The 22,182-nt window shown below is 71.4% G+C and carries 17 protein-coding genes; 5 read left to right on the top strand and 12 right to left on the bottom strand.

Features of this window, described 5'->3' with window-relative positions:
• Positions 1-165: 165 nt before the first annotated feature.
• A complete protein-coding gene (locus tag ACTFTM_RS12210) occupies positions 166-1,158 on the top strand; it encodes an IS481 family transposase (RefSeq protein ID WP_449565898.1) in 993 nt (330 codons plus the stop codon).
• Here the strand turns inward: ACTFTM_RS12210 and ACTFTM_RS12205 are convergent.
• Complete coding sequence (locus ACTFTM_RS12205; RefSeq protein WP_449565897.1) at positions 1,155-2,531, bottom strand: permease prefix domain 1-containing protein; 1,377 nt, start codon at positions 2,529-2,531, stop codon at positions 1,155-1,157. The genes ACTFTM_RS12210 and ACTFTM_RS12205 overlap by 4 nt on opposite strands.
• On the bottom strand, positions 2,528-2,893 hold the full coding sequence (locus ACTFTM_RS12200) for a PadR family transcriptional regulator (protein ID WP_449565896.1): 366 nt from the start codon (positions 2,891-2,893) through the stop codon (positions 2,528-2,530). Before ACTFTM_RS12200 ends, ACTFTM_RS12205 begins: the two co-directional genes overlap by 4 nt.
• Before the next feature lie 112 nt (positions 2,894-3,005).
• Between ACTFTM_RS12200 and ACTFTM_RS12195 the strand changes: the two genes are divergently transcribed.
• A complete protein-coding gene (locus tag ACTFTM_RS12195) occupies positions 3,006-3,752 on the top strand; it encodes a phosphotransferase family protein (protein WP_449565895.1) in 747 nt (248 codons plus the stop codon).
• A gap of 6 nt (positions 3,753-3,758) precedes the next feature.
• On the opposite strand, the gene ACTFTM_RS12190 is transcribed toward ACTFTM_RS12195, so the two are convergent.
• The 4 genes from ACTFTM_RS12190 to ACTFTM_RS12175 all read right to left on the bottom strand — a co-directional run bounded on the left by ACTFTM_RS12190 (position 3,759) and on the right by ACTFTM_RS12175 (position 7,671).
• Positions 3,759-4,295 carry an RBBP9/YdeN family alpha/beta hydrolase gene (locus ACTFTM_RS12190; protein ID WP_449565894.1) on the bottom strand — a complete coding sequence of 179 codons (537 nt, stop codon included), beginning with the start codon at positions 4,293-4,295 and terminating at the stop codon, positions 3,759-3,761.
• A 41-nt stretch (positions 4,296-4,336) separates the two neighbouring features.
• Positions 4,337-5,479: an alcohol dehydrogenase catalytic domain-containing protein gene (locus ACTFTM_RS12185; protein WP_449565893.1), complete on the bottom strand. Its 1,143-nt coding sequence runs from the start codon at positions 5,477-5,479 to the stop codon at positions 4,337-4,339.
• Positions 5,476-6,930 carry an aldehyde dehydrogenase family protein gene (locus tag ACTFTM_RS12180; protein ID WP_449565892.1) on the bottom strand — a complete coding sequence of 485 codons (1,455 nt, stop codon included), beginning with the start codon at positions 6,928-6,930 and terminating at the stop codon, positions 5,476-5,478. The genes ACTFTM_RS12185 and ACTFTM_RS12180 overlap by 4 nt, the downstream gene beginning before the upstream one ends.
• Before the next feature lie 75 nt (positions 6,931-7,005).
• Positions 7,006-7,671 (bottom strand): TetR/AcrR family transcriptional regulator, encoded by a 666-nt coding sequence (locus ACTFTM_RS12175; RefSeq protein WP_449565891.1) that lies wholly within the window; start codon positions 7,669-7,671, stop codon positions 7,006-7,008.
• A 99-nt stretch (positions 7,672-7,770) separates the two neighbouring features.
• On the opposite strand from ACTFTM_RS12175, the gene ACTFTM_RS12170 reads away from it, so the two are divergent.
• Positions 7,771-8,943, top strand: coding sequence for an acyl-CoA dehydrogenase family protein (locus ACTFTM_RS12170; protein WP_433120038.1), 1,173 nt, complete (start codon positions 7,771-7,773; stop codon positions 8,941-8,943).
• Between the two features lie 6 nt (positions 8,944-8,949).
• On the opposite strand, the gene ACTFTM_RS12165 is transcribed toward ACTFTM_RS12170, so the two are convergent.
• From ACTFTM_RS12165 to ACTFTM_RS12155, 3 genes are all read right to left on the bottom strand, one after another.
• On the bottom strand, positions 8,950-9,987 hold the full coding sequence (locus tag ACTFTM_RS12165) for an aminotransferase class V-fold PLP-dependent enzyme (protein ID WP_449565890.1): 1,038 nt from the start codon (positions 9,985-9,987) through the stop codon (positions 8,950-8,952).
• A 169-nt stretch (positions 9,988-10,156) separates the two neighbouring features.
• On the bottom strand, positions 10,157-12,301 hold the full coding sequence (locus tag ACTFTM_RS12160; protein WP_449565889.1) for an FUSC family protein: 2,145 nt from the start codon (positions 12,299-12,301) through the stop codon (positions 10,157-10,159).
• 167 nt (positions 12,302-12,468) lie between these two features.
• A complete protein-coding gene (locus ACTFTM_RS12155; RefSeq protein WP_449565888.1) occupies positions 12,469-13,839 on the bottom strand; it encodes a cation:dicarboxylate symporter family transporter in 1,371 nt (456 codons plus the stop codon).
• A 90-nt stretch (positions 13,840-13,929) separates the two neighbouring features.
• On the opposite strand from ACTFTM_RS12155, the gene ACTFTM_RS12150 reads away from it, so the two are divergent.
• Positions 13,930-15,510 carry an ATP-binding protein gene (locus tag ACTFTM_RS12150; RefSeq protein ID WP_449565887.1) on the top strand — a complete coding sequence of 527 codons (1,581 nt, stop codon included), beginning with the start codon at positions 13,930-13,932 and terminating at the stop codon, positions 15,508-15,510.
• On the top strand, positions 15,507-16,202 hold the full coding sequence (locus ACTFTM_RS12145) for a response regulator (protein WP_449565886.1): 696 nt from the start codon (positions 15,507-15,509) through the stop codon (positions 16,200-16,202). The genes ACTFTM_RS12150 and ACTFTM_RS12145 overlap by 4 nt, the downstream gene beginning before the upstream one ends.
• A gap of 68 nt (positions 16,203-16,270) precedes the next feature.
• On the opposite strand, the gene ACTFTM_RS12140 is transcribed toward ACTFTM_RS12145, so the two are convergent.
• The 3 genes from ACTFTM_RS12140 to ACTFTM_RS12130 all read right to left on the bottom strand — a co-directional run bounded on the left by ACTFTM_RS12140 (position 16,271) and on the right by ACTFTM_RS12130 (position 21,428).
• Positions 16,271-18,325 carry a PQQ-dependent sugar dehydrogenase gene (locus ACTFTM_RS12140; RefSeq protein ID WP_449565885.1) on the bottom strand — a complete coding sequence of 685 codons (2,055 nt, stop codon included), beginning with the start codon at positions 18,323-18,325 and terminating at the stop codon, positions 16,271-16,273.
• A 101-nt stretch (positions 18,326-18,426) separates the two neighbouring features.
• Positions 18,427-19,803 carry a DUF1501 domain-containing protein gene (locus ACTFTM_RS12135; RefSeq protein ID WP_449565884.1) on the bottom strand — a complete coding sequence of 459 codons (1,377 nt, stop codon included), beginning with the start codon at positions 19,801-19,803 and terminating at the stop codon, positions 18,427-18,429.
• Complete coding sequence (locus tag ACTFTM_RS12130) at positions 19,800-21,428, bottom strand: DUF1800 domain-containing protein (RefSeq protein WP_449565883.1); 1,629 nt, start codon at positions 21,426-21,428, stop codon at positions 19,800-19,802. The genes ACTFTM_RS12135 and ACTFTM_RS12130 overlap by 4 nt, the downstream gene beginning before the upstream one ends.
• Positions 21,429-22,182: the final 754 nt, after the last annotated feature.

The following is a 22,182-nucleotide window of genomic DNA, read 5'->3' as shown; positions in this document are numbered from 1 at the left end:
CGGACCGCCGCCTGGACTCCGCCTCGGCTCGACCGAGGACTTCGACACACGCCCTAGGTGTTCTGTCCACGGACGTTGGTGACACGTCTGGGATCTTGAAAAGGTGAGGACCTCCCGAGTAGGTGTGGAGCTACCAGACAGCCGCACCCATTCAGGGAGGTCCTCGTGCCCCACCGTAATGCCCCGCTCTCGGAGACCGGCAGGCTGCGTCTGGCTCGCTGTGTCGTGGACGACGGATGGCCGCTGCGTCGTGCCGCCGACCGGTTCCAGGTCAGTCCGAACACAGCGAAGCGGTGGGCCGATCGCTACCGGTGTGAAGGGCCCGCGGGAATGGCCGACCGGTCCAGTCGCCCGCACCGCTCACCGCGACGCACGCCGGCGCCGATCGAACGCAAAGTGCTGCACCTGCGGGCGACACGGCGGTGGGGTCCCGCGCGGATCGCCGGCCGGCTCGGATTGGCGGCCTCGACGTGCCACGCCGTGCTGCGCCGGGCCGCAGTGGCCCGGCTGGCGCACCTGGACCGGTCCACCGGCCGGCCGATCCGCCGCTACGAGCACGCCGCGCCCGGGGACCTGGTCCACGTCGATGTGAAAAAGCTCGGCAACATCCCCGACGGCGGTGGCTGGCGCACCCGAGGACGCCAGCAGGGCAAACGCAACCGCGCCGCCACCGCCGGCATCACCCGCAACCACCGGTGGGCACCCGTCATCGGCTATAGCTACCTCCACACCGCCATCGACGACCACTCCCGACTGGCCTACACCGAGATCCTTACCGACGAAACCCGCGAGACCGCAGTCGCGTTCTGGCACCGCGCCCACGCCTGGTTCTCCAGCTGCGGCATCACCGTCCGACGCGTGCTCACCGACAACGGCTCCGCCTACAAATCCCACCTCTGGCGCGACACCCTCACCACCGCAGGCATCACGGTCAAAAAGACCCGCCCCTACCGGCCACAGACCAACGGCAAGGTCGAACGCTTCCACCGCACCCTGACCGAGGAATGGGCCTACGCCAAGCCCTACTCCTCAGAAGCCGCGCGACGCGCCGCCTTGCCCAGCTGGCTACACGCCTACAACAATCACCGCAGCCACACCGCACTCGGCGGCCATCCACCCGCCAGCCGCGTCCCCAACCTCTCCGGACAGAACACCTAGGCGTAGCTGAACAGCGGCGGGAAGACGAGGACCACGATCCACGCCCAGGCCGCGTACACGGGCAGGTACCCGGTCTGCCAGCGTTCGAGGGCCGCGAATGGCGTACGCCGGCGGACGAAGCTCAGCAGGAGCCAGGCCGACCACGCGAGGTTGACCAGCAGGACCACGTTCTCGCCGAGCGCCGCCGCCCGGTTGGGCGTACCGCCGTAGTCGTCGGTGATGCGACCGGTGATCTCGAACAGCACCAGCACGTCGATGGCCAGCGCGCTGAGCACGAGCGCGAGCTGGAGCTTGTCGAACGCGCCGGGCGGCGCCAGCGGGTCGCGGGCCGACAGCGAGTAGAGCAGCAGCCCGAGCACCACGACCAGCAGCAGGTCGAACAGGATCAGCGCCTCGCGCTCGACGTCGATGCCGTGGCTGGTCCAGACGACGGCCACCAGGAAAGCGAGCAGCGCGGCCGTGAACAGCGGGGTGAACAGTCGCGTGAGGACCGGCGCGATGTTCTCGACGACACTCTGCTTGGCCTCGACCAGCCAGCCGGCCACCACCACCGCAGCCGCGGCGCCACAGGGCAGGAGCCACTGCGAGACGAACGCCTCCGGCACGATCCCGATGGCCTGGAAGGTGTTGAACAGGAACGCGGCGAGCACCCCGCCACCGAGAGCCATCAGCACGAGGTAGATGAACCACTCGCCGGTGAACCGGATGAAGTCCATCCGTCGACGGGTGGCTCGCCAGTCGTCGGCGACGTAGGCCAGACCGACCACGAGCCAGAGCGCGATCGGCAGGTGGACGCTGCTGACGACGAGGGACTGCGAGTCGCCGGCCAGAGGGTAGACGTTGGCGGCCACCGCGCCCAGCGCGAACAACGCGACCAGCGCCACGACCACCGCCGGTCGGGCTCTGCGCCGCCAGGCGAGGAACGCCGCCAGCCAGGGCAGCGCGAACAGGGTGAAGTTGCGGGTGTAGAACGAGCCGTCGTCGTCGAAGGTCAACCCGAACAGCGCCGGCGCCTTGACCGACGCCACCGCGCCGGCCGCCGCGCCGAGCATCACCCACAGCTCCCGCCGGGACCGCGCGCCGGCGGCCGACGCGCCGGAGTCGCCGGTCAGCACGAGCTGCTTCCAGAGCCGTTCCGAGTGCTCCCGGGCGAACTCCCGGGACAGCTCGTCGAGGCTCCCCATCCGTTTGACCGCGACCAGGAACGCCTCGTCCGGGCTCAGGCCCGCCGCGCCGAGCGCGTCGACGGAGCCGCGTAGGTGGTCCTCCAGCTCGTCGGCGTCGGCCGGGCTCAGCGTCCCGCGGCGCAGCACGTACTGACGCCACTGCGTGACCTGCGCCTCCAACTCCTGTGGGCCTTCGTGCGCCGTCACGCGAGACCCTCCAGCGGACGTGACGTCAGCGGCGCCCGATCGTGCCAGACCGCCTTGAGCGCGCCCACGACCGTGTCCCACTGCCGGCGTTGCTCGGCAAGCTCGGCCCGGCCCCGGTCGGTGATGCGGTAGTACTTGCGTCGGCGCTCGCCAGCGACCGCCTGCCAGCTCGACTCCACGAAGGCGAGACGTTCGAGGCGGTGCAGCAACGGATAGAGCAGCCCTTCGGTCCAGTCCAGCTCACCGCCGGACAACTCGTTGATCCGCCGCAGGATGGCGTAGCCGTAGCTCTCGCCCTCGGCCAGGATGCCGAGCACCATCGGCGTCGCCGACGCGGCGACCAGGTCCTTGGCGACCTTCACGGGACCTCCCGTCCAACCCTAGAAGTACGATGCATAGTACTGCTAGGTATACCGCCCGACGCAACGGCCGGAACGAAAAAACCTGTCGAGCGTCGGCGGTGATCACGCGACAATGGCCGGCGTGCACGAGGTGGAGGTCGTCGTCGCCCACTCCGAGCGCGCGACCGTACGCGCCGGGAACGTGTTCCTCAAGATTGACTCCGATCAGGAGCGTGCCGACGTCGAGGTCGAAGCGATGGCGCTGACGCCCCTCCCGACCCCACGGATCCTCTGGCGCAACCCGCCCGTGCTCGCGCTCGCCGCCCTGCCCGGGCGGGCACTCGGCCGCCTCGGCGCGCCGTCGACCGCGTCGCCGAGGGCATGGGCAGCGGCCGGCGCTGCCGTACGGACGCTGCACGACGCGCCGCTGCCGCCCTGGCCCGGTCGGAGCCTCGACGAGCTGGCCACCCGGCTCGACCGCGAGTGCGCGTGGCTCGTCGCGAACGGCGCTCTCCCCACCGACCTGGTCACCCACAACCGTCGCGTCGCCGAGGCGGCGCTCCGGCCGTGGACGCCTGTGTTCACGCACGGCGACCTACAGGTGGACCACGTGTTCGTCGACGGTGACGCGGTCACCGGCGTGCTCGACTGGTCCGAGGCGAGCCGGGGCGACGCCCTGTTCGACCTCGCCATCCTGACTCTCGGGCACGAGGAGCATCTCGGTGACGTCGTCGCCGGCTACGGCGCCGACGTCGACCTCGACGTGATCCGCGCCTGGTGGTCGTGGCGCAGCCTGGTGGTCATCCGTTGGCTGACCGAGCACGGCTTCGACCCCTCGGCGCCCGGCTGCGAGGTCGACGTGCTGCGGGCGCGGATGTGACGAGCGTCAGGGGATGAGTCGGTCCAGCAACTCGAACCGCTCGTACGGCTGGTCGTAGTCGCCGAAATGCCCGTCGTCACGCACGATCTGGGTGCCGCCGAGCCGCTCGAACATCGCGCGCCCCTGCCGGTCGTCGCAGCCGTACGGATCCTCGCGGGAGTTGACGAAGTAGATGTCCCGCACGTGCGACCGGATCGCGGCCCAGTCGTAGCGCTCCCGCAGGACCGGTTCCTCGCTCGTGTTCGGCCGCGTGCAGTAGCCGGCGACCAGGATCGCCTGGGCGACCGTGACGTCGACGTGTTCGAGGAGCGCCAGGAGCAGGGCCGCGCCGCCGGAGTGGCCCACCAGGACCGTGTCCTCGTCGAAGCGGTGCCCGGCGAGCACCGTCGGCAGGAACGTCGCGATCGGCTCGACGTTGATGCCCGGCAGGTGCGGCACCTCCACGGCGTACCCCCGTGTCTCCAACCGCCGCGCCAACCAGCGGTACCAGACGACGTCCGGGTTACCACCGGTGCCGTGGAAGATGATCGCGCTCCGTCCCACCGTGCCCCTCCTTGGCCTCGAGATCGTCAGCACACCACGACTCAGTCCAGCGTGACGACCCAGCGGGCGCCCTCTCCCCGCGCCAACTTCTCGAACGCGACCGGCGCCTCGTCCAGCGACATCGTGCCGCTCACCAGGACCCCCAGGTCGAGGGTGCCGTCGGCCAGTTCGGCGGCCAGCACCGGCACCTCGCGGTCCGGGTCGGACGAGCCGTACACCGAGGAGCGCAGCGTACGGGCGGAGTGGAAGATGTCGAGCGCGCCGAGGCTGACCATGTCGTCCTTCGCCCCCATCCCGACCACGGTGACCGCGCCACCGCGCCGGGTCAGCCGCCAGGCAGCACGGATGGTGGCGGCACGGCCCACGCACTCGAAGGCGTGGTCGACGCCCCGACCCTCGGTGCGGGCCCGTACCTCCTTGGAGAGCCGGTCGTCGGAGAGCAGGAAGTCGGTGGCCCCGGCGGCCAGGGCCAGGTCACGCTTCGCCTCGGCCACGTCCACGGCGAGGATCGTCGTGGCACCGGCCCGGCGGGCCGCGCTGAGCACGGCGAGCCCGACCCCGCCCAGCCCGACGACGGCGACCGACTCGCCGGACGCGACCCGGGCGGTGTTCCGGACCGCCCCGAGGCCGGTGAGCACCGCGCAGCCGAGCAGCGCGGCCTGCTCGACCGGCAGGCCGGTGGGGATCGGTACGACGGCGCTCTCCGGCACCACCACCGCCTCGGCGAGCGCGCCGAGGCCGAGCGTCAGGTGCAGCGGTATCCCGTCCTCGGTCTCGCCTCGCGGCACGGTCGGGGCCGTCGTGTCGGCGCAGAGCCACGGCTCGTCGCGTCGGCACCACCAGCAGGACCGGCAGGCGGGTGCCCAGTTGAGCACCACCGGGGTGCCGGCCGTCAGCCCGCTGCCCGGCCCGACCTCGGCCACCACCCCGGTCGCCTCGTGCCCGAGGACCAGCGGAAACCGTGCGGCGATGGTGCCGTTGACCATGGACAGGTCGGAGTGGCAGACGCCGGCCGCCCGGATCGTCACCCGCACCTCGCCGGGGCCGGGCGCGGGCAGTCGTACCCGCTCGACCCGCAGCTCGGCCCCCCGACCGCGCGCGACCAGCGCGCGGACCACGACCGGCGCGGACGCCGGCTCGGCGGCGCCGCCCGGCGGGGCCGCAGACAGCTCGGCGTCGGTCATCGCTGGATCGCCTTTACCTCGCAGAACTCGGCGAGCCCGTGCGTGCCCAGCTCCCGGCCGACGCCGGACTGCTTGTAGCCGCCGAAGGGAGCGAGGGGGTTGAACGGCGCGCCGTTGATGTCGACGGCCCCGGTGCGCAGCCGCCGCGCCACCGCGAGCGCCGCCTCGGTGTCGGCGGACCAGACCGCGCCGGCCAGCCCGTAGCGGGAGTTGTTGGCGATGGCGACGGCCTCGTCGGTGTCGTCGAAGGGGATGACCGCGAGGACGGGGCCGAAGACCTCCTCCTGGGCGAGCGCGCTGTCCGGGTGCACGTCGGCGAAGACGGTCGGGGCGACGAAGTGCCCGCGGGCCGGGATCGGGGCGTCCGGGCCGCCGACGACCAGCCGCGCGCCGTCGGCGAGCGCCCGGTCGACGTGGCCGCGTACCCGCTGCGCCTGCGCGGCCGAGACCAGCGGGCCGAGCCGGGTGGCCGGGTCGAACGGGTCGCCGAGGCGGTAGCCGGCCACCGCCGTCGCGACCAGGTCGAGAGCCTCGTCGTACCGGTCGCGGTGCACCAGCATCCTGGTCCACGCCGTGCAGGTCTGCCCGGAGTTGAGCAGGGCGTTGCCCACGCCCACCTTGACCGCGGTCGCCAGGTCGGCGTCGCCCAAGATCACGTTGGCGGACTTGCCGCCGAGTTCCAGCGCGACGCGGGCGATCCGGTCGGCGGCGAGGCGCATGATCCGGGCGCCGGTGGCGGTGCTGCCGGTGAACGACACCAGGTCGACGTCGGGGTGCCCGGCGAGCGCCTCGCCCACCACCGCGCCGGTGCCGGGGACCAGGTTGAGCACACCGGCCGGCAGGCCGGCCTCGGTGACCGCGTCGAAGAGCAGGTACGCGGTGAGCGGGGTCAGTTCGCTCGGCTTGAGCACGACCGTGCAGCCGGCGGCGAGCGCGGACGCCACCTTGGCCATCACCTGGTGCAGGGGGTAGTTCCACGGGGTGATGGCGCCGACCACGCCGATCGGCTCGCGGACGACGAGGGAGTTGCCGATGCTCTCCTCGACGGGTGGACGGGCGGCGAGCGCGACGTGGTCGCGCAGCACCGTCAGCGGGAGTCCGACCTGCACGCGGCTGGCGAGCTTGAGCGGCGAGCCCTGCTCCACGGCGATGGTGCGGGCGAGGTCGTCGGCGCGGGCGGCGAGCGCGGCGTGCAGCCGGTCGAGGTGCGCGGAGCGTTCGGCGGGCGCGGTGGCCGCCCAGCCTCCGAAGGCGGCGCGGGCGGCGGCGACGGCGGCGTCCACATCGGCGGGCGTGCCGGCGGGCACCTGGCCGATGGCGTCGCCGGTGCTCGGGTTCTCCACGTCGATCACGTCGGTGCCGGCGGGAGGCGTCCACTCGCCGCCGATGTGCAGGTGACGCCGGCGGCGCAGGATGTCGGGAATGGGCGACGGCGGTGCGGCGAGATCCATGGCGTCCCTTCGGGGGTGGGCGACGGGCGGCTCGGCGGCGGACGGACGATGAAACTAGCGCTGGGAGTTTGGACGCTACCCGCTGGACCGGCCGGACTCCACCGCGCCGAGGGGGCGGACGGCGTGGTCGTACTCGGCGGCCAGGCCGTGCAGCAGCGCGTCCAGGCCGAGGGCGAAGGCGCCCTCGTCGACGCTCTGCTGGTGTTCGGCGAGCCGGTGCGCCTGGCGCAGGTGCGGGTAGTGGGCGGCGTACAGCTCGGGGTCCTCGACGAAACCGCGGGCGAACGAGCCGAGCGCCGACCCGGCGACGAAGTAGCGCAGCGCCGCGCCGATGTGGGTGGCGCGGGCCGGCGGCCAGCCGGCGCGGACGAGTCCGCCGTAGACGGCGTCCGCCATCGCGAGGGCCGCCGGACGTCGCCCGGGGCCCTGCGCCAGGTACGGCACGATGTTCGGGTGCGCGGTGAGCGCCCGCCGGTACGACCAGGCCCACTCGCGCAGGGCGGTCGTCCAGTCCCGGCTGGCGAATCCGCTGGTGTCCACGGCGCCGGTGACCCCGTCGGCGACCGCGTCGAGAATCTCGTCCTTGGTGGCGAAGTGGTTGTAGAGCGAGGGCCCCTGGACGCCCAACGCGGCGGCGAGCCGGCGGGTGGAGAAGGCGGGCAGGCCCTCGGCGTCGATCAGCGCGGTGGCTGTCTCGACGATCAGCTGCCGGGTGAGCCGGGGCTGGCGGGGTCGGGGCACTGCGCTCCTCGTTCGCTCTGGGTGGTGGGGTCTGGACGCAACAAAACTTACACCGCTAGTTTAGTGGTGACCGGCCGCGCCGACGCCAGGAGGACCATCGTGGACTTTTCGCTCACCGACGAGGAGCGGGCGGTGCGGGACACCGCCCGGTCGTTCATCCAACGCGAGGTGATGCCGCTGGAGGCGGAGGTGCTTCGCCGGGAGCGGGCGCACCAGCCGAGTCTGGACCACTCCGAGGTCCGCGAGCTGCAACTCAAGGCGCGCAAGTTCGGCTTCTGGGGCCTCGCGACCCCCGAGGAGTACGGCGGGATGAACCTGCCGGCCGTACTCCAGTCACTAATCTGGACCGAGCTGGGGCACACGTTCGTGCCGTTCCGCTTCGGCGGCGAGGCCGACAACATCCTGTTCCACGCCACCGAGGAGCAGAAGCGGGAGTTCCTCATCCCGACGATCGAGGGCGAACGCCGGTCCTGCTTCGCGATCACCGAACCGGGCGCCGGCTCGGACGCCGCCAACATCCGGCTCTCCGCCCGCCGCGACGGCGACGACTGGATCCTCGACGGCGAGAAGACCTTCATCACCGGCGGTCACGACGCCGACTTCGCCATCGTCGTCGCCGTGACCGACCGGGAGAAGGGCGCCCGCAACGGCGGAGCGACCGCCTTCCTGGTGGACCGGGCCATGGGCTGGCGCTCGGAGTTCATCCAGACCATGGGCGAGGGCGGGCCCGCGTCACTGATCTTCGACGGCGTACGCGTGCCGCACCGCAACATCCTCGGCGAGATCGGGCAGGGCTTCGCCCTCGGCATGGAGTGGATCGGCAAGGGCCGCTACACCATCCCGTCGCACGCCGTCGGCATCGCCGAACGGGTCCTGCAGATGGCCATCGAGTACGCCAACACCCGGGAGACGTTCGGGGCGAAGATCGGCACCAACCAGGCCATCCAGTGGATGATCGCCGACTCGGAGACCGAACTGGAGGCGGCCCGCTGGCTGATCCTGCGCTCGGCGTGGACCGTGGATCAGGGCCTCGATCCCCGACACGCCTCATCCATGGGCAAGCTCTACGGCGCGCAGATGGTCAACCGGGTCGTCGACCGGGTGCTCCAGATCCACGGCGGCATGGGCTACACCCGGGAGCTGCCCATCGAGCGCTGGTACCGGCAGGTACGGCTCTACCGCATCTTCGAGGGCACCGACGAGATGCAGCGGCTCATCATCTCCCGGGACCTGCTGCGCGGGTACACGAAGATCGGCGGTCACCTGGCCTGAGCCGCGTCACCCCGCCAGCGCCTCCAGCGCGGCGTCCACGTCCGCCTCGGTCGAGTAGAGGTGGAACGATGCGCGGACCCGGCCGGCCCGGACCGCCGCGCGGATGCCGGCCGCCGCGAGGCGCTGCTGGGCGTCCGGCACGTCGACGGCGACGATGGCGCTGTCCCCCGGCTGCCGGCCCAGGCCGGTGAGGAACCGGTTGGCCAGCGCCACGTCGTGCGCCTGGATCGCCGGCACGCCGATCTCGGCGACCAGTTCCATGGCGGGGGCCGCGCCCACCCAGCTGAACCAGGCCGGCGAGATGTCGAACCGGCGGGCGTCGTCGGCCAGCCGCAACGGCAGGCCGTAGTAGGAGGCGTGCGGGTCCTGGCCGGCGAACCAGCCGGCCGCGTCCGGACGCAGCCGCTCCCGCAGCGCGGGGGCCAGATAGGCGTACGCGGTGCCGCGCGGGTTCATCAGCCACTTGTAGCCGCCCACGGCCACCACGTCGGCCCGGCTGCCGTCGAACGGCAGCCACCCGCACGCCTGGGTCGCGTCCACCACCACCAGCGCGCCGTGCGCGCGGGCGGCGGCCACGATCTCGTCGTACGCGGCGACGGCGCCGTCGGACGACTGCACCAGGCTGAACGCGACCACGTCCGTGTCGGCGTCGACCGCGTCGGCCAGCCGGTCCGCCGGCACGGTGCGGACGGTCACGCCCCTCTCCTCCTGCACCAGCCAGGGGAACAGGTTCGAGGTGAACTCGATCTCCGGAACGACCACGGTGGCGCCGGCCGGCAGGGACGCCGCCACCGGCGCGAGCATCTGGGAGACCGTCGCCCCGACGGCCACGTCGGTGTCGGGCACCCCGATCAGGCCGGCGAACGCGGTACGGGCCCGCTGCACCGACTCGCCCCAACCCTCCCAGGAGGTGCTGCCGACACGCCACTGGGCCAGGGAGTCCTGCAAGGCCGTCCAGGCCGGCTCGGGAGGCAGCCCGTAGGAGGCCGTGTTCAACCAGCCGTGCTCGGGCTTCCACAACTGCTGCGCCTGCTCGATCTCCATGCCACCGACGCTATGCCTGGTCACCGGCGGCGAGCCACGACCAATCGGCGATCGGCGGCCTGTAGGCAGGCGGCTGCTGACTGCTGACCCGAGCTGGGGCCACGGACGCGGCTGCCGGGGCGGGTGCGGAGCGGAGCGGCACGCCGGCAGATGGGCTTGGTCGCGGGGTTCACGGACGCCGTGCGTCGCCGGGGTGGATCCGGGTGAGGCTGTCGGCGAGCCCGGCGAGCCACCTGTCGACCTCCACCAGGTGGCGCACCGCCGCGGCGTCGACGTCGCCGAGCAGCGGACGAAGCCGGTTCAGCTCGTCGACGCAGTCGGTCGGTACGGGCATCGGTCCGGCCGTCCGACCGTGCGTCACCTCGCCGGCCAGGTCGTCGTACGCCGACCGCAGGTGCCCGGCCGTGTCCCGCAGGAGGGTCGTCGCCGCCGGCCAGCCGGCCAGGCAGCCGGGCGGATTGCGGCGCAGTAGCGACTCCCCGCCGGGCACCACGTGGTGTCCGGCGCTCAGGGCGGCGTCCCAGTTCACCTGTCCGGGCCGCCGGTCGTGGCGCTCGACGTGGTACTGACAGTAGGACGAGTCGACCAGGACCATCCTCCGGCGGACCTCGTCGAAGTCCTCCTCAGGGGGCGGCGTGTCGCCGAGCACCGCCTCGACGGTCCGCTCGACCGCCATCCCGCTGACAGTCAGGTAGCGGGCGGCGTTGTGCCGCAGGTCGTGGCCGGCGCCGCGCGGCCACATGGCCACCCCGGCGAGGACCCCGATCACCGCGCCGAGCCCGACGTCGACCAGCCGCGCCTCGGCGAGCCGCCAACCCTCCGGGCTGAGCTGACTGAAGACGACGGTCAGCAGCAGGGTGAACAGGGCCTGCTGCCAGACCGGGCCGAGCAGACGACCGACACCGAACGCCAGGATCAGCGTGACCGGCAGGGCGACGGCATACACGACCGGTTCCTCGACGAGGAGCACCAGCAGGCCGCTGGCGACGACGCCGGCGACGGTGCCCAGCACGGCGGGTCGCAGCGCGGTGCGGGTGTCGGCGGCCGAGGTACGCAGGACGGTGAGTGTCGCCAGGAGCACCCAGAAACCGTGGTTGAGGTGCAGCAGCCCGGCTGCCACCCGGGCGACGGCCAGCGCCACGGCCAGGCGCAGCGCGCTGTGCAGGTGCGCGGAGCGGGGTGCCAGGTGGGCGCGGAACTGTCGCCAGTACAGCGTCCACGCGCCGTGTCGCGCGTACTCGAAGAGCCGGGGGTATGCCTCGACGCCGACGGGCGGCGCCCCGGCGGCGATGCGGACGCCGACGATGAAGATCCGCACCTGGTCCGCGATGGCCAGCGCGGTCGCGTCCCGGCACATCCGGGGTACGTCAGGCGGACCCGATCCCACCGCGGCCTCGGCCGTGCCGATGGCGGCGTCCAGGTTCCGCGGATCCACGTCCGGGCCGCCGGAGACCAGGGTGCGACCGGCCGCCCGGGTCGCGTCGGCGCACGGGCGCAGCAGCCGCGCCGCCGCCAGGTCCGGGATCGGCGACGACGGGACGTCCGCCGCGAGCCGGTCCGCCGTGGCGAGCGCCTCCCGCAGCGCCGCAGCGGAGATCCGCAACGCCCGGTCCCGCGCCCCGGCCGCCGTGGGTGACGACTCCGGCGGGTTGCGGCCCAACCCGAGTACGGCCACCAGGTCGTACGCCCGCTCGCGCCGCCCGTCCGGAGCCTCGTGGCCGGGGGCGGTCAGCGCGTCGGCGGTGGCGTCGAGGAACGCCGCGACGCCGTCCGCCGCCCGGGCGAGCAGGTGCCGGTAGGGGACGGGTACCGGATCGGGCCAGAGCACCACCTCGGCCGCGGCGAGCAGTGTGATCGCGAGGGTGACTCCGCCGAGGCGCTGCGGGAGGCTGTCCGGCTGGTACGGCGGGAAGGACGCCAGGATGTAGAAGAGTTGGAACGCGCTGGCCAGACCCACCAGGCGCGGATTGCCGACCCCGGCGAACGCCACGACGAACCCGATGACCAGCATCCCGCCGGCCGCCGCCCACGTGCTCCAGGCCAGCAGCGTGCCGGCGGCGATCAGCGCCCAGACCGCCGGCAGAGCGGTGACGAGGATCCGCGCCCGCTGTGGGGCCGGGCCGGGTAGTTGCGCGAACGCCCCGGCGGCGATCGTGCCGAACAGCGCGTATGTGGCGAGCACGGGGCTGCCCGCGCCGTAACGGCACGCGTAGAACAGGACGGACGCGACGAGGGTCAGCCGGGCCGCGCGCCGCAGCACGGCGCCGTTCGGGTCACGGTGGCGCAGTCGGCCCAGGAGGCTGGATCCGCGCACGCCTGCTCCCCCGGGATCGTCGCGGCGCCCCTCCCCGGTATCCCATTCTCCACGCCGCCTCCGCGCCGCGGCGAGTTTCGCGCCGAAGTGATCGACACGAGTGCGGCGATGTGGGGGTATCGATCACGATGGACACCCCCACATCGCCGATCCAGGGTGGATCAAGGTCAGGCGGGTACCCTGGCCGGCTCGTCGGGGCGCTCGGCCGCCTCGTCGTCGTGCTCGTCGAGCATGGTCGCCTCGTCGAACGGGTCGTCGCCGCGCAGGACCCCGGCCGCCCGCTCCCGGTCGAACTCGCCGGTCCAGGTGCCCACCAGCACCGTCGCCACCGCGTTGCCGGCGAAGTTGGTCAGCGCCCGCGCCTCGGACATGAACCGGTCGATGCCGACGATCAGGCCGACCCCGTCGACCAGGTCCGGCCGGTGCGACTGGAGTCCACCGGCCAGCGTGGCCAGCCCGGCGCCGGTGACGCCGGCCGCGCCCTTGGACGCGATGATCATGAACAGCAGCAGCGAGATCTGCTCGCCGATCGACAGCGGCTTGCCCAGCGCGTCGGCGATGAACAGCGACGCCATGGTCAGGTAGATGGCGGTGCCGTCGAGGTTGAACGAGTACCCGGTCGGCACGGTGATGCCGACGACCGGCTTGCTGACGCCGAAGTGCTCCATCTTCGCGATCAGCCGGGGCAGCGCCGACTCCGACGACGACGTCGACAGGATCAGCAGGAACTCCCGGCCCAGGTAGCGCAGCAGCGAGAAGATCGAGATCCGGGCGATGAACCAGAGCAGCGCGCCCAGGACCACCAGCACGAAGATCAGACAGGTGGCGTAGAAGCCCAGCATGATCTGGGCGAGGCTCTTGAGGGCGTCCACGCCGGTCGCGCCGACCACGGCGGCCATCGCGCCGAACGCGCCGACCGGCGCCAGCCACATGATCATGGCGAGGACCTTGAAGACCACCCGTTGGATGACGGCGATCGCGCCGAGCACGGGCTCACCCCGGCGGCCCAGCGCCTGCACGGCGAAGCCGACGAGCAGCGCGACCAGCAGTGTCTGGAGCACCTCACCCTCGGTCAGCGCGGAGAACAGGGTCGTCGGGATGATCCCGAGGAGGAAATCCGTCGTACCGCCGGTCTCGTCTCCGGCGGCGGCCTTGCCGGCGCCCGCGAGGTCCTGACCCAGGTCCAGCCCGGAGCCGGGGTGGATGAGGTTGCCGACGACCAGGCCGATGGCGAGCGCCACGGTCGACATGGTCAGGAAGTAGCCGAGAGCCAGGCCGCCGACCTTGCCGACCTTCGCGGCCTGCCGGACCGAGCCGACGCCGAGCACGATCGTGCAGAAGATGACCGGGCTGATCATCATCTTGATGAGGTTGACGAAGCCCGTGCCGATGGGCTTGAGTTCCTTGCCGAAATCGGGGGCGACCAGGCCGACCACGATGCCGGCGAGCACGGCCACGATGACGGCCAGGTACAGGTAACGGGTACGGTCCCGGCGGGCCGACGGTTCCGCCGTGGTGGTGGTTGCGGTGGTGTCCATGTCGACAATGTGAAGCGCGTCTCACCGGTTGACAGCCTTGCGGTCATTCTGGTCACCGCTCACCGCGAGAAATCCGAGGAGGTGCCGGAGGTGACCCGACGGCAGTGGAGCATCGCGGGACAGCTCTTCGCCCTCCAGGCGGTGGTGGTGACGCTGCTCGTGCTGGCCGGCGCGGCGGGCGCCGTCTGGCTGGCCCGCGCCGACTCCCGCCAGGCCGCCGAGGAGGAGGTGCTCGCGGTGGCGCAGACCGTGGCCAACTCCCCCGACGTCCGCGCGGCCCTCACGACCGCCGACCCCGCCCGCACCCTCCAGCCGTACGCCGAGTCGACGCGCAAGGCCACGGGCACGGACTTCGTGGTCGTGATGGCCCCCGACCGCACCCGCTTCTCCCACCCCACATCGGAGCTGATCGGCGAGCCGTTCGTCGGCGAGATCGGGCCCGCCCTGGCGGGCCGCGCGTTCACCACCACCAACGTCGGGACGCTCGGCGAGTCGGTGCGCGCGGTCGTCCCGGTGTACGACCGGCAGCACCGCATCGTCGGCCTGGTCTCGGTGGGCATCACCACCCGGGAGATCAACCGCAAGCTGCTGCGCCAGTTCCCCGTGCTGCTCGGCGTGGCGGCGCCGGCGCTCGCGCTCGCCGCGACCGGTTCGTGGCTGCTCAGCCGCCGGTTGCGGCGCCAGACCCACGGCCTGGGACCGGCGCAGATGACCCGGATGTACGAGTACTACGACGCCGTCCTGCACTCGGTGCGCGAGGGTCTCGTCGTGCTGACCACCGACCGGCGGCTGGCGTTGATCAACGACGAGGGCCGGCGACTGCTGGACATCGACTCCGACAAGCCGGTCATCGACCAGCCGGTGGCCCACGTCGACCTGCCACCGGCGGTGGCCGAACTGCTCGCCGACGGCCGCGACGCCCTCGACGAGCCCCTGTTGGCCGGTGACCGCGTGTTGGTGGCCAACCAGCGGACCGCCCGCTTCGAGGGGGCGGCGCTCGGCACCGTGCTGACCCTGCGCGACCAGACCGAGCTACGGACCCTGGCCAGCGAGCTGGACTCGGTCCGCGCGCTCACCCAGGCGTTGCAGGCGCAGACGCACGAGTCGGCCAACCGGCTGCACACCGTCCTCACCCTTGTGGAGCTGGGCCGCGCCGACGAGGCCGTCCGACTCGGCACCCGGGACCTGGCCCTCGCCCAGCAGCTGACCGACCGGGTGGTCGACGCGGTCACCGAGCCGGCCCTGGCCGCGCTGCTGCTGGGCAAGTCCGCACAGGCCGGCGAGCGCGGCGTGGACCTGGTGATCGAGCCGGACTGCCGCCTCGACGACAGCCCGCTGCCGACCAGCGACCTGCTCACCGTCGTCGGCAACCTCGTCGACAACGCCCTGGAGGCGGTCGCCGGTACGCCCCCGCCGCGCTCCGTGCGGGTCTTCGTCGGCACCGTCGACGACGAACTGGTGGTCCGGGTCGCCGACAGCGGACCCGGGCTGGCGAAGGAGCGGGTGGCGGACGCCTTCCGGCGCGGCTGGTCCACCAAGAGCACCGGAAGGGGTCTCGGGTTGGCGCTGATCGGGCAGGTGGTCCGCCGCCACGGCGGGAGCGCCGAGGTGACCCGCTCGGACGCGGGCGGCAGCCTGTTCACCGTCCGACTACCGGAGATCCGGTCATGAACGACATCCGGGTGCTCGTGGTCGAGGACGAACCGCTGCTGGCCGAGGCGCACGCCGCGTACACCGAGCGGGTGCCCGGGTTCACGACGGTCGGGGTGGCGCACACGGCACGGGCGGCGATGGCGGCCCTGCGCGCCAACGACGGCGGCGACGTGGACCTCGTACTCCTGGATTTTCGGCTGCCCGACCTGCACGGCCTGGACGTCTGCCGGGCGCTGCGCGCGGCCGGCAGCAGCGTCGACGTGCTCGCGGTGACGTCGGCGCGGGACCTCGCGGTGGTGCGCACGGCCGTGTCCCTCGGGGTGACCCACTACCTGCTCAAGCCGTTCACGTTCGCGGCGTTCCGCGACAAGCTGGAACGCTACGCCGACTACCGCGCCCAGGCGCTCGCCGACGGCGAGGTGGCCGCCCAGCACGACGTGGACCGGATGTTCGCCACGCTGCGCGGCGCGACGGGGCACAGCCTGCCCAAGGGGCTCGACGCGCAGACCCTCACCCGGGTACGCGCCGCGCTGGCCGACGGGTCCGGTCCGGGGGTGGGGCTGTCGGCGACCGAGGTGAGCGCGGCGACCGGGATCTCCCGGGTGACCGCCCGCCGCTACCTGGAGTACCTGGTGACGATCGACCGGGCTGTCCGCACCCCCCGTTACGGCACCCCCGGCCGCCCCGAGGTCGAGTACCGCCCCCGCTGAGCGGGCCGGGGTCCACCGGTGGATGTCCGTGTGCCCCCCGCCGACGTGTCGGCGGGGGGCACAACGGTTCAGTTGCCGAGCGTGACGTGCAGGATGCGTTCGTTGCTGTTGTTCGGAATGCTGTCCTTGTCGCCGGTGGTCGTGGTGGTCAGCCACAACCCGCCGTCCGGGGCGGGCTCCACCGTGCGGAGCCGACCGTAGGTGCCGCTGAAGTACGTCTGCACGTTGGTCAGGCTGCTGCCGCTGATCACACCCCGGTACATTCGCGTACCACGGGCGCAGGCGACGTAGAGGGCGTCACGCACGATCGCGATACCCGAGCAGGAACCCTCGGCCGTCGGGTACGTGCGCACCGGCGCGATGTAACCCGCCGTGCCACACGTGCCACTGGTGCCCTCACACGCCGGCCAGCCGTAGTTCCCGCCCTTGGTGATCAGGTTCGTCTCATCCATGACCGAGTTGCCGAACTCCTGCTCCCACAGCCGACCCTGCGAGTCGAACGCCAACCCCTGCGGATTGCGGTGACCGTAACTCCACACGTAGTTGCCGAACGGGTTGTCCGACGGCACCGTCCCATCCGGGTTCAACCGCAGGACCTTGCCCTCCAGAGCGGCACGATCCTGCGCGTACGCCCCGTTCTGCGCATCCCCCGTGCTGGCGTACAACTTGCCGTCCGGACCGAACCGCAACCGGCCACCGTTGTGGTACTTGTTCCGCCGGATCCCACTGACCAGGACCTGCTCACCGGACGTGGTCAACCGACCGTTCTCCAGCTTGATCCGCACGATCCGGTTGTCACTCGGCGACGTGTGCATGATGTACAGCCACCGGTCACTGGCGAAGCTCGACGAGATCGCCAGGCCCAGCAGGCCACCCTCACCGTCGGTGCTCTGCACGTTCGGCACCGTGCCCACCGACGTCTTCACGCCGGTCGTGGGGTTGAGCTGCACGATGTCCTGCGCGTCACGGCGGCTGTAGAGCACGCTGCCGTCGGGCAACGTCACCAACCCCCAGGGGATGTCGGTGTCGGTGGTCACCTGTCGTACACCGCAGACCGGGTTGGCGCACGCGGCGCCGGTGGTCACCGTCGTCGTGCCGCTGCGCGACGAGATGTTGCCCTGCGCGTCCCGAGCCACCACGTAGTACTGGTAGGCCGTGCTCGCCGCCAGGCCGCTGTCGATGAAGGTGGTCACCGGCGGGGTGCCCGTGACCGTCCCGACCAGCACGCCACCGCGGTAGACGTCGTAGGCCCGAACACCGACGTTGTCCGTGGACGCGACCCAGCTCAGTGTCACCGTCGTACCCGAGGCGGTGCCGGTGAGCTGCTGCGGCGCGGTCGGCGCCTGGGTGTCCGCCTGACAGGGCGGCGGGGTGATCGAGACGGTGGAACTGGCCTGCGACACGTTTCCGGCGGCGTCGCGGGCGTTGACGTACAGGCCCCACGTCGCCCCGCCGACCACCGCCAGGCTGGTCGACAACGTCGAGCCGCTCACCGAGGTGATCAGCTGACCGTCGTGGTAGACGTCGTAGAAGGCCACCGCGACGTTGTCGGTCGAGGCGTTCCAGGCGAACGTCACCGCGCTACAGGTCAGACCGCTCACCCGCGGACTGCCCGGCGTGCTGGGCGGCTGGGTGTCCGTGCTGCCCAGCGCCGTCGTCCACCGCTGGTTGGCCTGCCCGGTGCAGGTCAACAGGCTCACGGTGGAGCTGTTGGCCGTACCGGCGGCATCCAGGCACAGACCGGACTGGGTACCGACGATGGTCCCATCGGCGTTGATCCGCCACCGCTGGTTCGCGCCACCGGTGCAGCCGTAGATCTGCACCGCCGCCGGTGATGACGTGTCCTGGGCGACGACGTCCAGGCACATCGTCGCGTTGTAGACCCGCAACTCACCGGTGGAGGTGAGCGTCCACGCCTGGTTCGCCGAGCCCTTGCAGTCGTAGATGTTGATGCCGGTGCCGGCGGTTTGGAGGTTGCCGACCACGTCCAGACAGCGGCCACTTGCCACACCGACCACTGTCGACGGGCCGGCCGCCGCTGCCGGTACGGCGACAGCCACGGCGAGCAGCGCCGCCGTGACCATGGCCGCCCCCAGGCGACGCGGGTTGATCCGAGTGCGCATTCGTATCCGTTCTTCTGTCGAGAGGCATCGACCGGTGTGGTCCGATGCCGCCGTGCCGCCCGCGGCCGACTCGACCACGGGCAGCACGACGAGAGTGGCGATCAGGCGAAGATGGAGAAGGAGACCGCCGGGTTGTTGGGGAAGACCTTCTTGACCGCCGAGTCCGTGAGGCCGAAGACGCCCTGGGCGACCTTGCCGTAGAGGCCGAACATGTTGTTCGTCGCCGGCACATCGCCGTTGTCGAGTTCGGTCAGCCCCTTCCACCCGCCAATGACCTTGCCGGCGAGCTTGCGACCGGAGACCACGATCGCGACGCCTCCGTGCCCGTGGTCGGTCCCGTCGTTGTTCTGCGCGACCCGGCGACCGAACTCGGTCGTGACGATGACGGTGGTGTTCTGTGCCTTCGTGCCCAGGTCGGTGAAGAAGGCGGCCAGCCCCTTGGCGAGGTCGGAGAGCAGGTTGTACAGGTGACCGCCGGAGTTGACTCCCTCGGCGGCGTGGGTGTCGTATCCGCCGAAGGCCATGTTGATCACCTCCACCGGGACGTCACCACGCAGCAACTGGGCGACGGACTGCAGGCCCGTACCGACCGTGCCGCCGTACACCGCTCCGTTGGCGGGCTTGTACGCGGTCGAGGTCAGCTTCTCGGCGGTCCGAATGGCCTGCATTCCGTTGGCGATCACGTCACCGGCCGGGTGGGCGAGCCCGTGGAAGAGCCCTTCGATGGCCTTCAACGTCCGCTCGTGGTAGCGGGCGTCACCGCGTACTCCGAGGGCCTTGAGACTGGCGATGGAGAGGGGGACGTGGTTGCCGACGAGCGTCCGGGACGTCTGCGCCCCGATGTTGACGGCCTGGAACGTGGTGGTCGGTCCGAGGTTGTCCAGCAGCCGATCCAGCCAACCGGTGCCCTTCGTCTCCGAGGGCAGCCCACCCAGACTGCAGATGTCGATGCTCTGGAAGTGGCTGCGCGGCAGCTTGTTGTCCGACACGGCCGGGACGAAGGCCACCCGACCGGCGTCGATCAGCGGCTTCAGCGGGCTGAACGCGCTGTTGAGCACGAACCCCCGTTCGAGGGGGATGGCGGTGCGGTCCAGCAGCAGGTTGGGTCGGACGGACTTGAGGATCGGGTCGTCGCCTGGCGCGAGGAGCCCCAACCCGTCGCACGCTCCGACGAGGAAGATGTTGATCAGGGTCTTGCCTGATCCGGTCGGTGCTGCGGCGTACGCCGCCTTCGTGACCGCGAACTCGGCGGTCGCCAGGGCAGCTGCCGCCCCGACGGCACCGCCGACCACCGCGCGTCGGGTCACGCCACGCCCGTCCTGCTGGGCCTCCTCCACATCCGACAGGCGGAGGAAGTCGTCGCGGATCGCGGCATTGTTCGAGGCGGTGACCTCGTACGCGGCACGCAGCGCCGCCTCTGCGGGGTCGGGCAGCTTCGCCTGCCCACGGCCGTTGGAGTACACGTTGCTTCCCGTCATCGAAGGAGACTCTGCGGCGAGGCGAGCAGGGCTTTGGCGATATCGACGAGCGCGCCCTGGAAGACCGTGGCGCTGGCCGGACTGTCGGCACTGACGTCCGGGATGGACAACAGGAGGGCGCGCTGGGCGCTCGTCGGCTTCTGGGCGACCAGTCGTTGCGCCAGGGCGTCGACGCAGGCGCCCGCGGTGGTGGGTTGCGGGCTCGGCAACAGGTTTGCCGCAGTGGGGAAACGCAGTGCCGGGCGGCCTCCGCGCAACACGAAGTCGATCTCGGTCCACGCCGTGGACATCCAGGAGATGCCGAGGTAGGCGGTGGCGACATCGGACCAGCCGTCCGGTGTGCCGCGGTGCACGGGCACCTGACCCATGTTGTTCAGCACGGTGCCCATCCCCCGCAGCCCGTCGGCGAACGGCGTCCGCGCGGGGGCGCTCGGCGGCTTGTAGCCGGGCGCCGTCTGCGGCTGCACCCCCAGCTTCCGGTAGATCGAGACGAGATACTCGCTCGGTCGGTGCATCTTCGCGAACGGTGAGGCCCAGAACTCCACCGAGCTGAACATCGCCCGGACGACGGGGACGATCGCGGTGTCGTTGTCCAGGTAAACCTTGGCCAGCTTGTCGACGAGGGCGTCCGACGGCTTGTCCGAGACGAACTTCGTGGCAAGCTCACGGGCGAAGCTCTTGGCGGCGGCCGGCAGGCGCACGACGTGGTTCACGTAGGCCTTGATCACCTCCAGGCCCTTGTCGGCCGACGCGTTCGGGTGGCTGAAGCCCATGATCTTGATGGGCCCGGTGTAGTGGTTGTTGGGGCGGAAGGCGAAGGTGTAGTGCCCGGCGTCCGTGACCACCTTTCCACCGATGACGCCCAGGCCGGTCTGCAACAGAGCTGCCTGGCGGACGTCCTCCTCCGTGTAGCCACCGCCGGCCCCCACGGTGTGCAGTTCGAGGAGTTCCCGAGCCAGGTTCTCGTTGGGTCGGGCCTTCTGCGACTGGGACTGGTTGAGGTAGATGACCAGGCCGGCGTGCTGCACCGCGGCGACGAGCATGTCGGCGTACTTGCCGAACGCGTGCTTGCGGATGACGTCCCGTCCGAAGTACGGCGCGCTCACCGACCCGAAGTCGAAGTGCATGGGGACGTTGATCCGGTCCGTGCAGAAGTCGACGACCCGCTCGAACAACTGCCGGTCGGACCAGATCATGCGCGCCGTCGTCGCCCACAGGTACTCGTCGGCGAGGCTGTCCATCACTTTGTTCGTGTGGATCGTGGCGGCGGCCTGGGCCAGGGTGAGATGGATCCCGGGCAGTTCCTTGATCTTCACCTCGGCCGTCGTGTACGGGATCGAGTCCGGCTTCAACTGCTGGTCGATCCAGGCGTCGATGCCCATGGACCTGATCCGGGCGAGTAAGGCGGGCGTCGCGCCGAACGTGGCCCGGTTCGCCAGGTGCAGGATCGGATCGTTGGGGAAGCCCTCGGGCACCGACGCCTTCGCCTGTGCGGCGGCGGCGGAGGGCCGGGACAGGATGATGTCCGAGGCGCTCGCCTCCGCGGCCTTGCGCAGCTCGGTCGCCGACTCGGCGTCCATGTAGCTCTGCTCGACGGACGTGTTGGCGGAGGTGTTCAGGCTCACCGCCTCGGTCCGTGGCCCCGCGTCGCTGGGCGGTGGACCGTCCGCACCGAAGAACGGTAGTCGGTCCGAGTTGGATGCGATCACGGCCCCGCCCGCCGCGACCGAGGCGAGGCCGATGAGGGAGGCGAAGGAACGACGACCGAGACGCGATGTCGTGGACCGGTGAACGGGTCGATGATGGGGGGTCATGGAACCTTCCGAAGCTGCTCAAACCCTGGGGGAAAGGTTGCTGGAAACGTGCCTTCTCCGGAGAGGCGGCAATGACGTGGATTGTCATGTCTCACCTGCGGCGAGCACTGTGACAACGGCCAATGGATCGCCACTGGACACCGTCTTGATTTCGCACGGGTCGCCGGTGCGCGCAGGCTGACCCCACCCGCCTCTGACGCCCGAGAACGGTCCGGGCGTCGAGGAGGCGAACCGCCCGCAGACGCAGGCCACCGTCGGTGCGCCGCCACGCCCGGGGCGCCACTGAGGCGGCACACCGAAGGCCACCGACACGCGGCGCGCGGCTGACAAACTTAACGCTCTCCTCAACTTCGGCGGCCGTTCCGGACGGCTCAGCGCGGGTCCGTCACCGACGCCGAGAGCCGGGCTTGGTCCGGGACAGCGGGGACAGCGGGGACAGTGCGGGGGCCACCCGGGAAGCCGGTGGCGGGCCGAAGATTCGTTGTTAGACTCGGTCCGTTGGGTCAGCGGTACGACCAGGGAGACCAGACATGGCGGGTGACGACGACATCTCCGGGTGAGACCG

The sequence above is a fragment of the Micromonospora sp. RB23 genome (assembly GCF_053585025.1).
The sequence above is the reverse complement of the archived record's forward strand: the minus strand, read 5'-3'. Positions and strand labels throughout refer to the sequence as shown.

What these genes read in the sequence shown, in the direction of transcription:
- ACTFTM_RS12145 (WP_449565886.1), top strand. Translation starts at nt 15,507, where the DNA reads ATGAACGACATCCGGGTGCTCGTGGTCGAGGACGAACCGCTGCTGGCC.
- ACTFTM_RS12195 (WP_449565895.1), top strand. Translation starts at nt 3,006, where the DNA reads ATGGCCGGCGTGCACGAGGTGGAGGTCGTCGTCGCCCACTCCGAGCGC.
- ACTFTM_RS12135 (WP_449565884.1), bottom strand. Translation starts at nt 19,803, where the DNA reads ATGACGGGAAGCAACGTGTACTCCAACGGCCGTGGGCAGGCGAAGCTG.
- ACTFTM_RS12185 (WP_449565893.1), bottom strand. Translation starts at nt 5,479, where the DNA reads ATGACCGACGCCGAGCTGTCTGCGGCCCCGCCGGGCGGCGCCGCCGAG.
- ACTFTM_RS12165 (WP_449565890.1), bottom strand. Translation starts at nt 9,987, where the DNA reads ATGGAGATCGAGCAGGCGCAGCAGTTGTGGAAGCCCGAGCACGGCTGG.
- ACTFTM_RS12155 (WP_449565888.1), bottom strand. Translation starts at nt 13,839, where the DNA reads ATGGACACCACCGCAACCACCACCACGGCGGAACCGTCGGCCCGCCGG.
- ACTFTM_RS12180 (WP_449565892.1), bottom strand. Translation starts at nt 6,930, where the DNA reads ATGGATCTCGCCGCACCGCCGTCGCCCATTCCCGACATCCTGCGCCGC.
- ACTFTM_RS12140 (WP_449565885.1), bottom strand. Translation starts at nt 18,325, where the DNA reads ATGCGCACTCGGATCAACCCGCGTCGCCTGGGGGCGGCCATGGTCACG.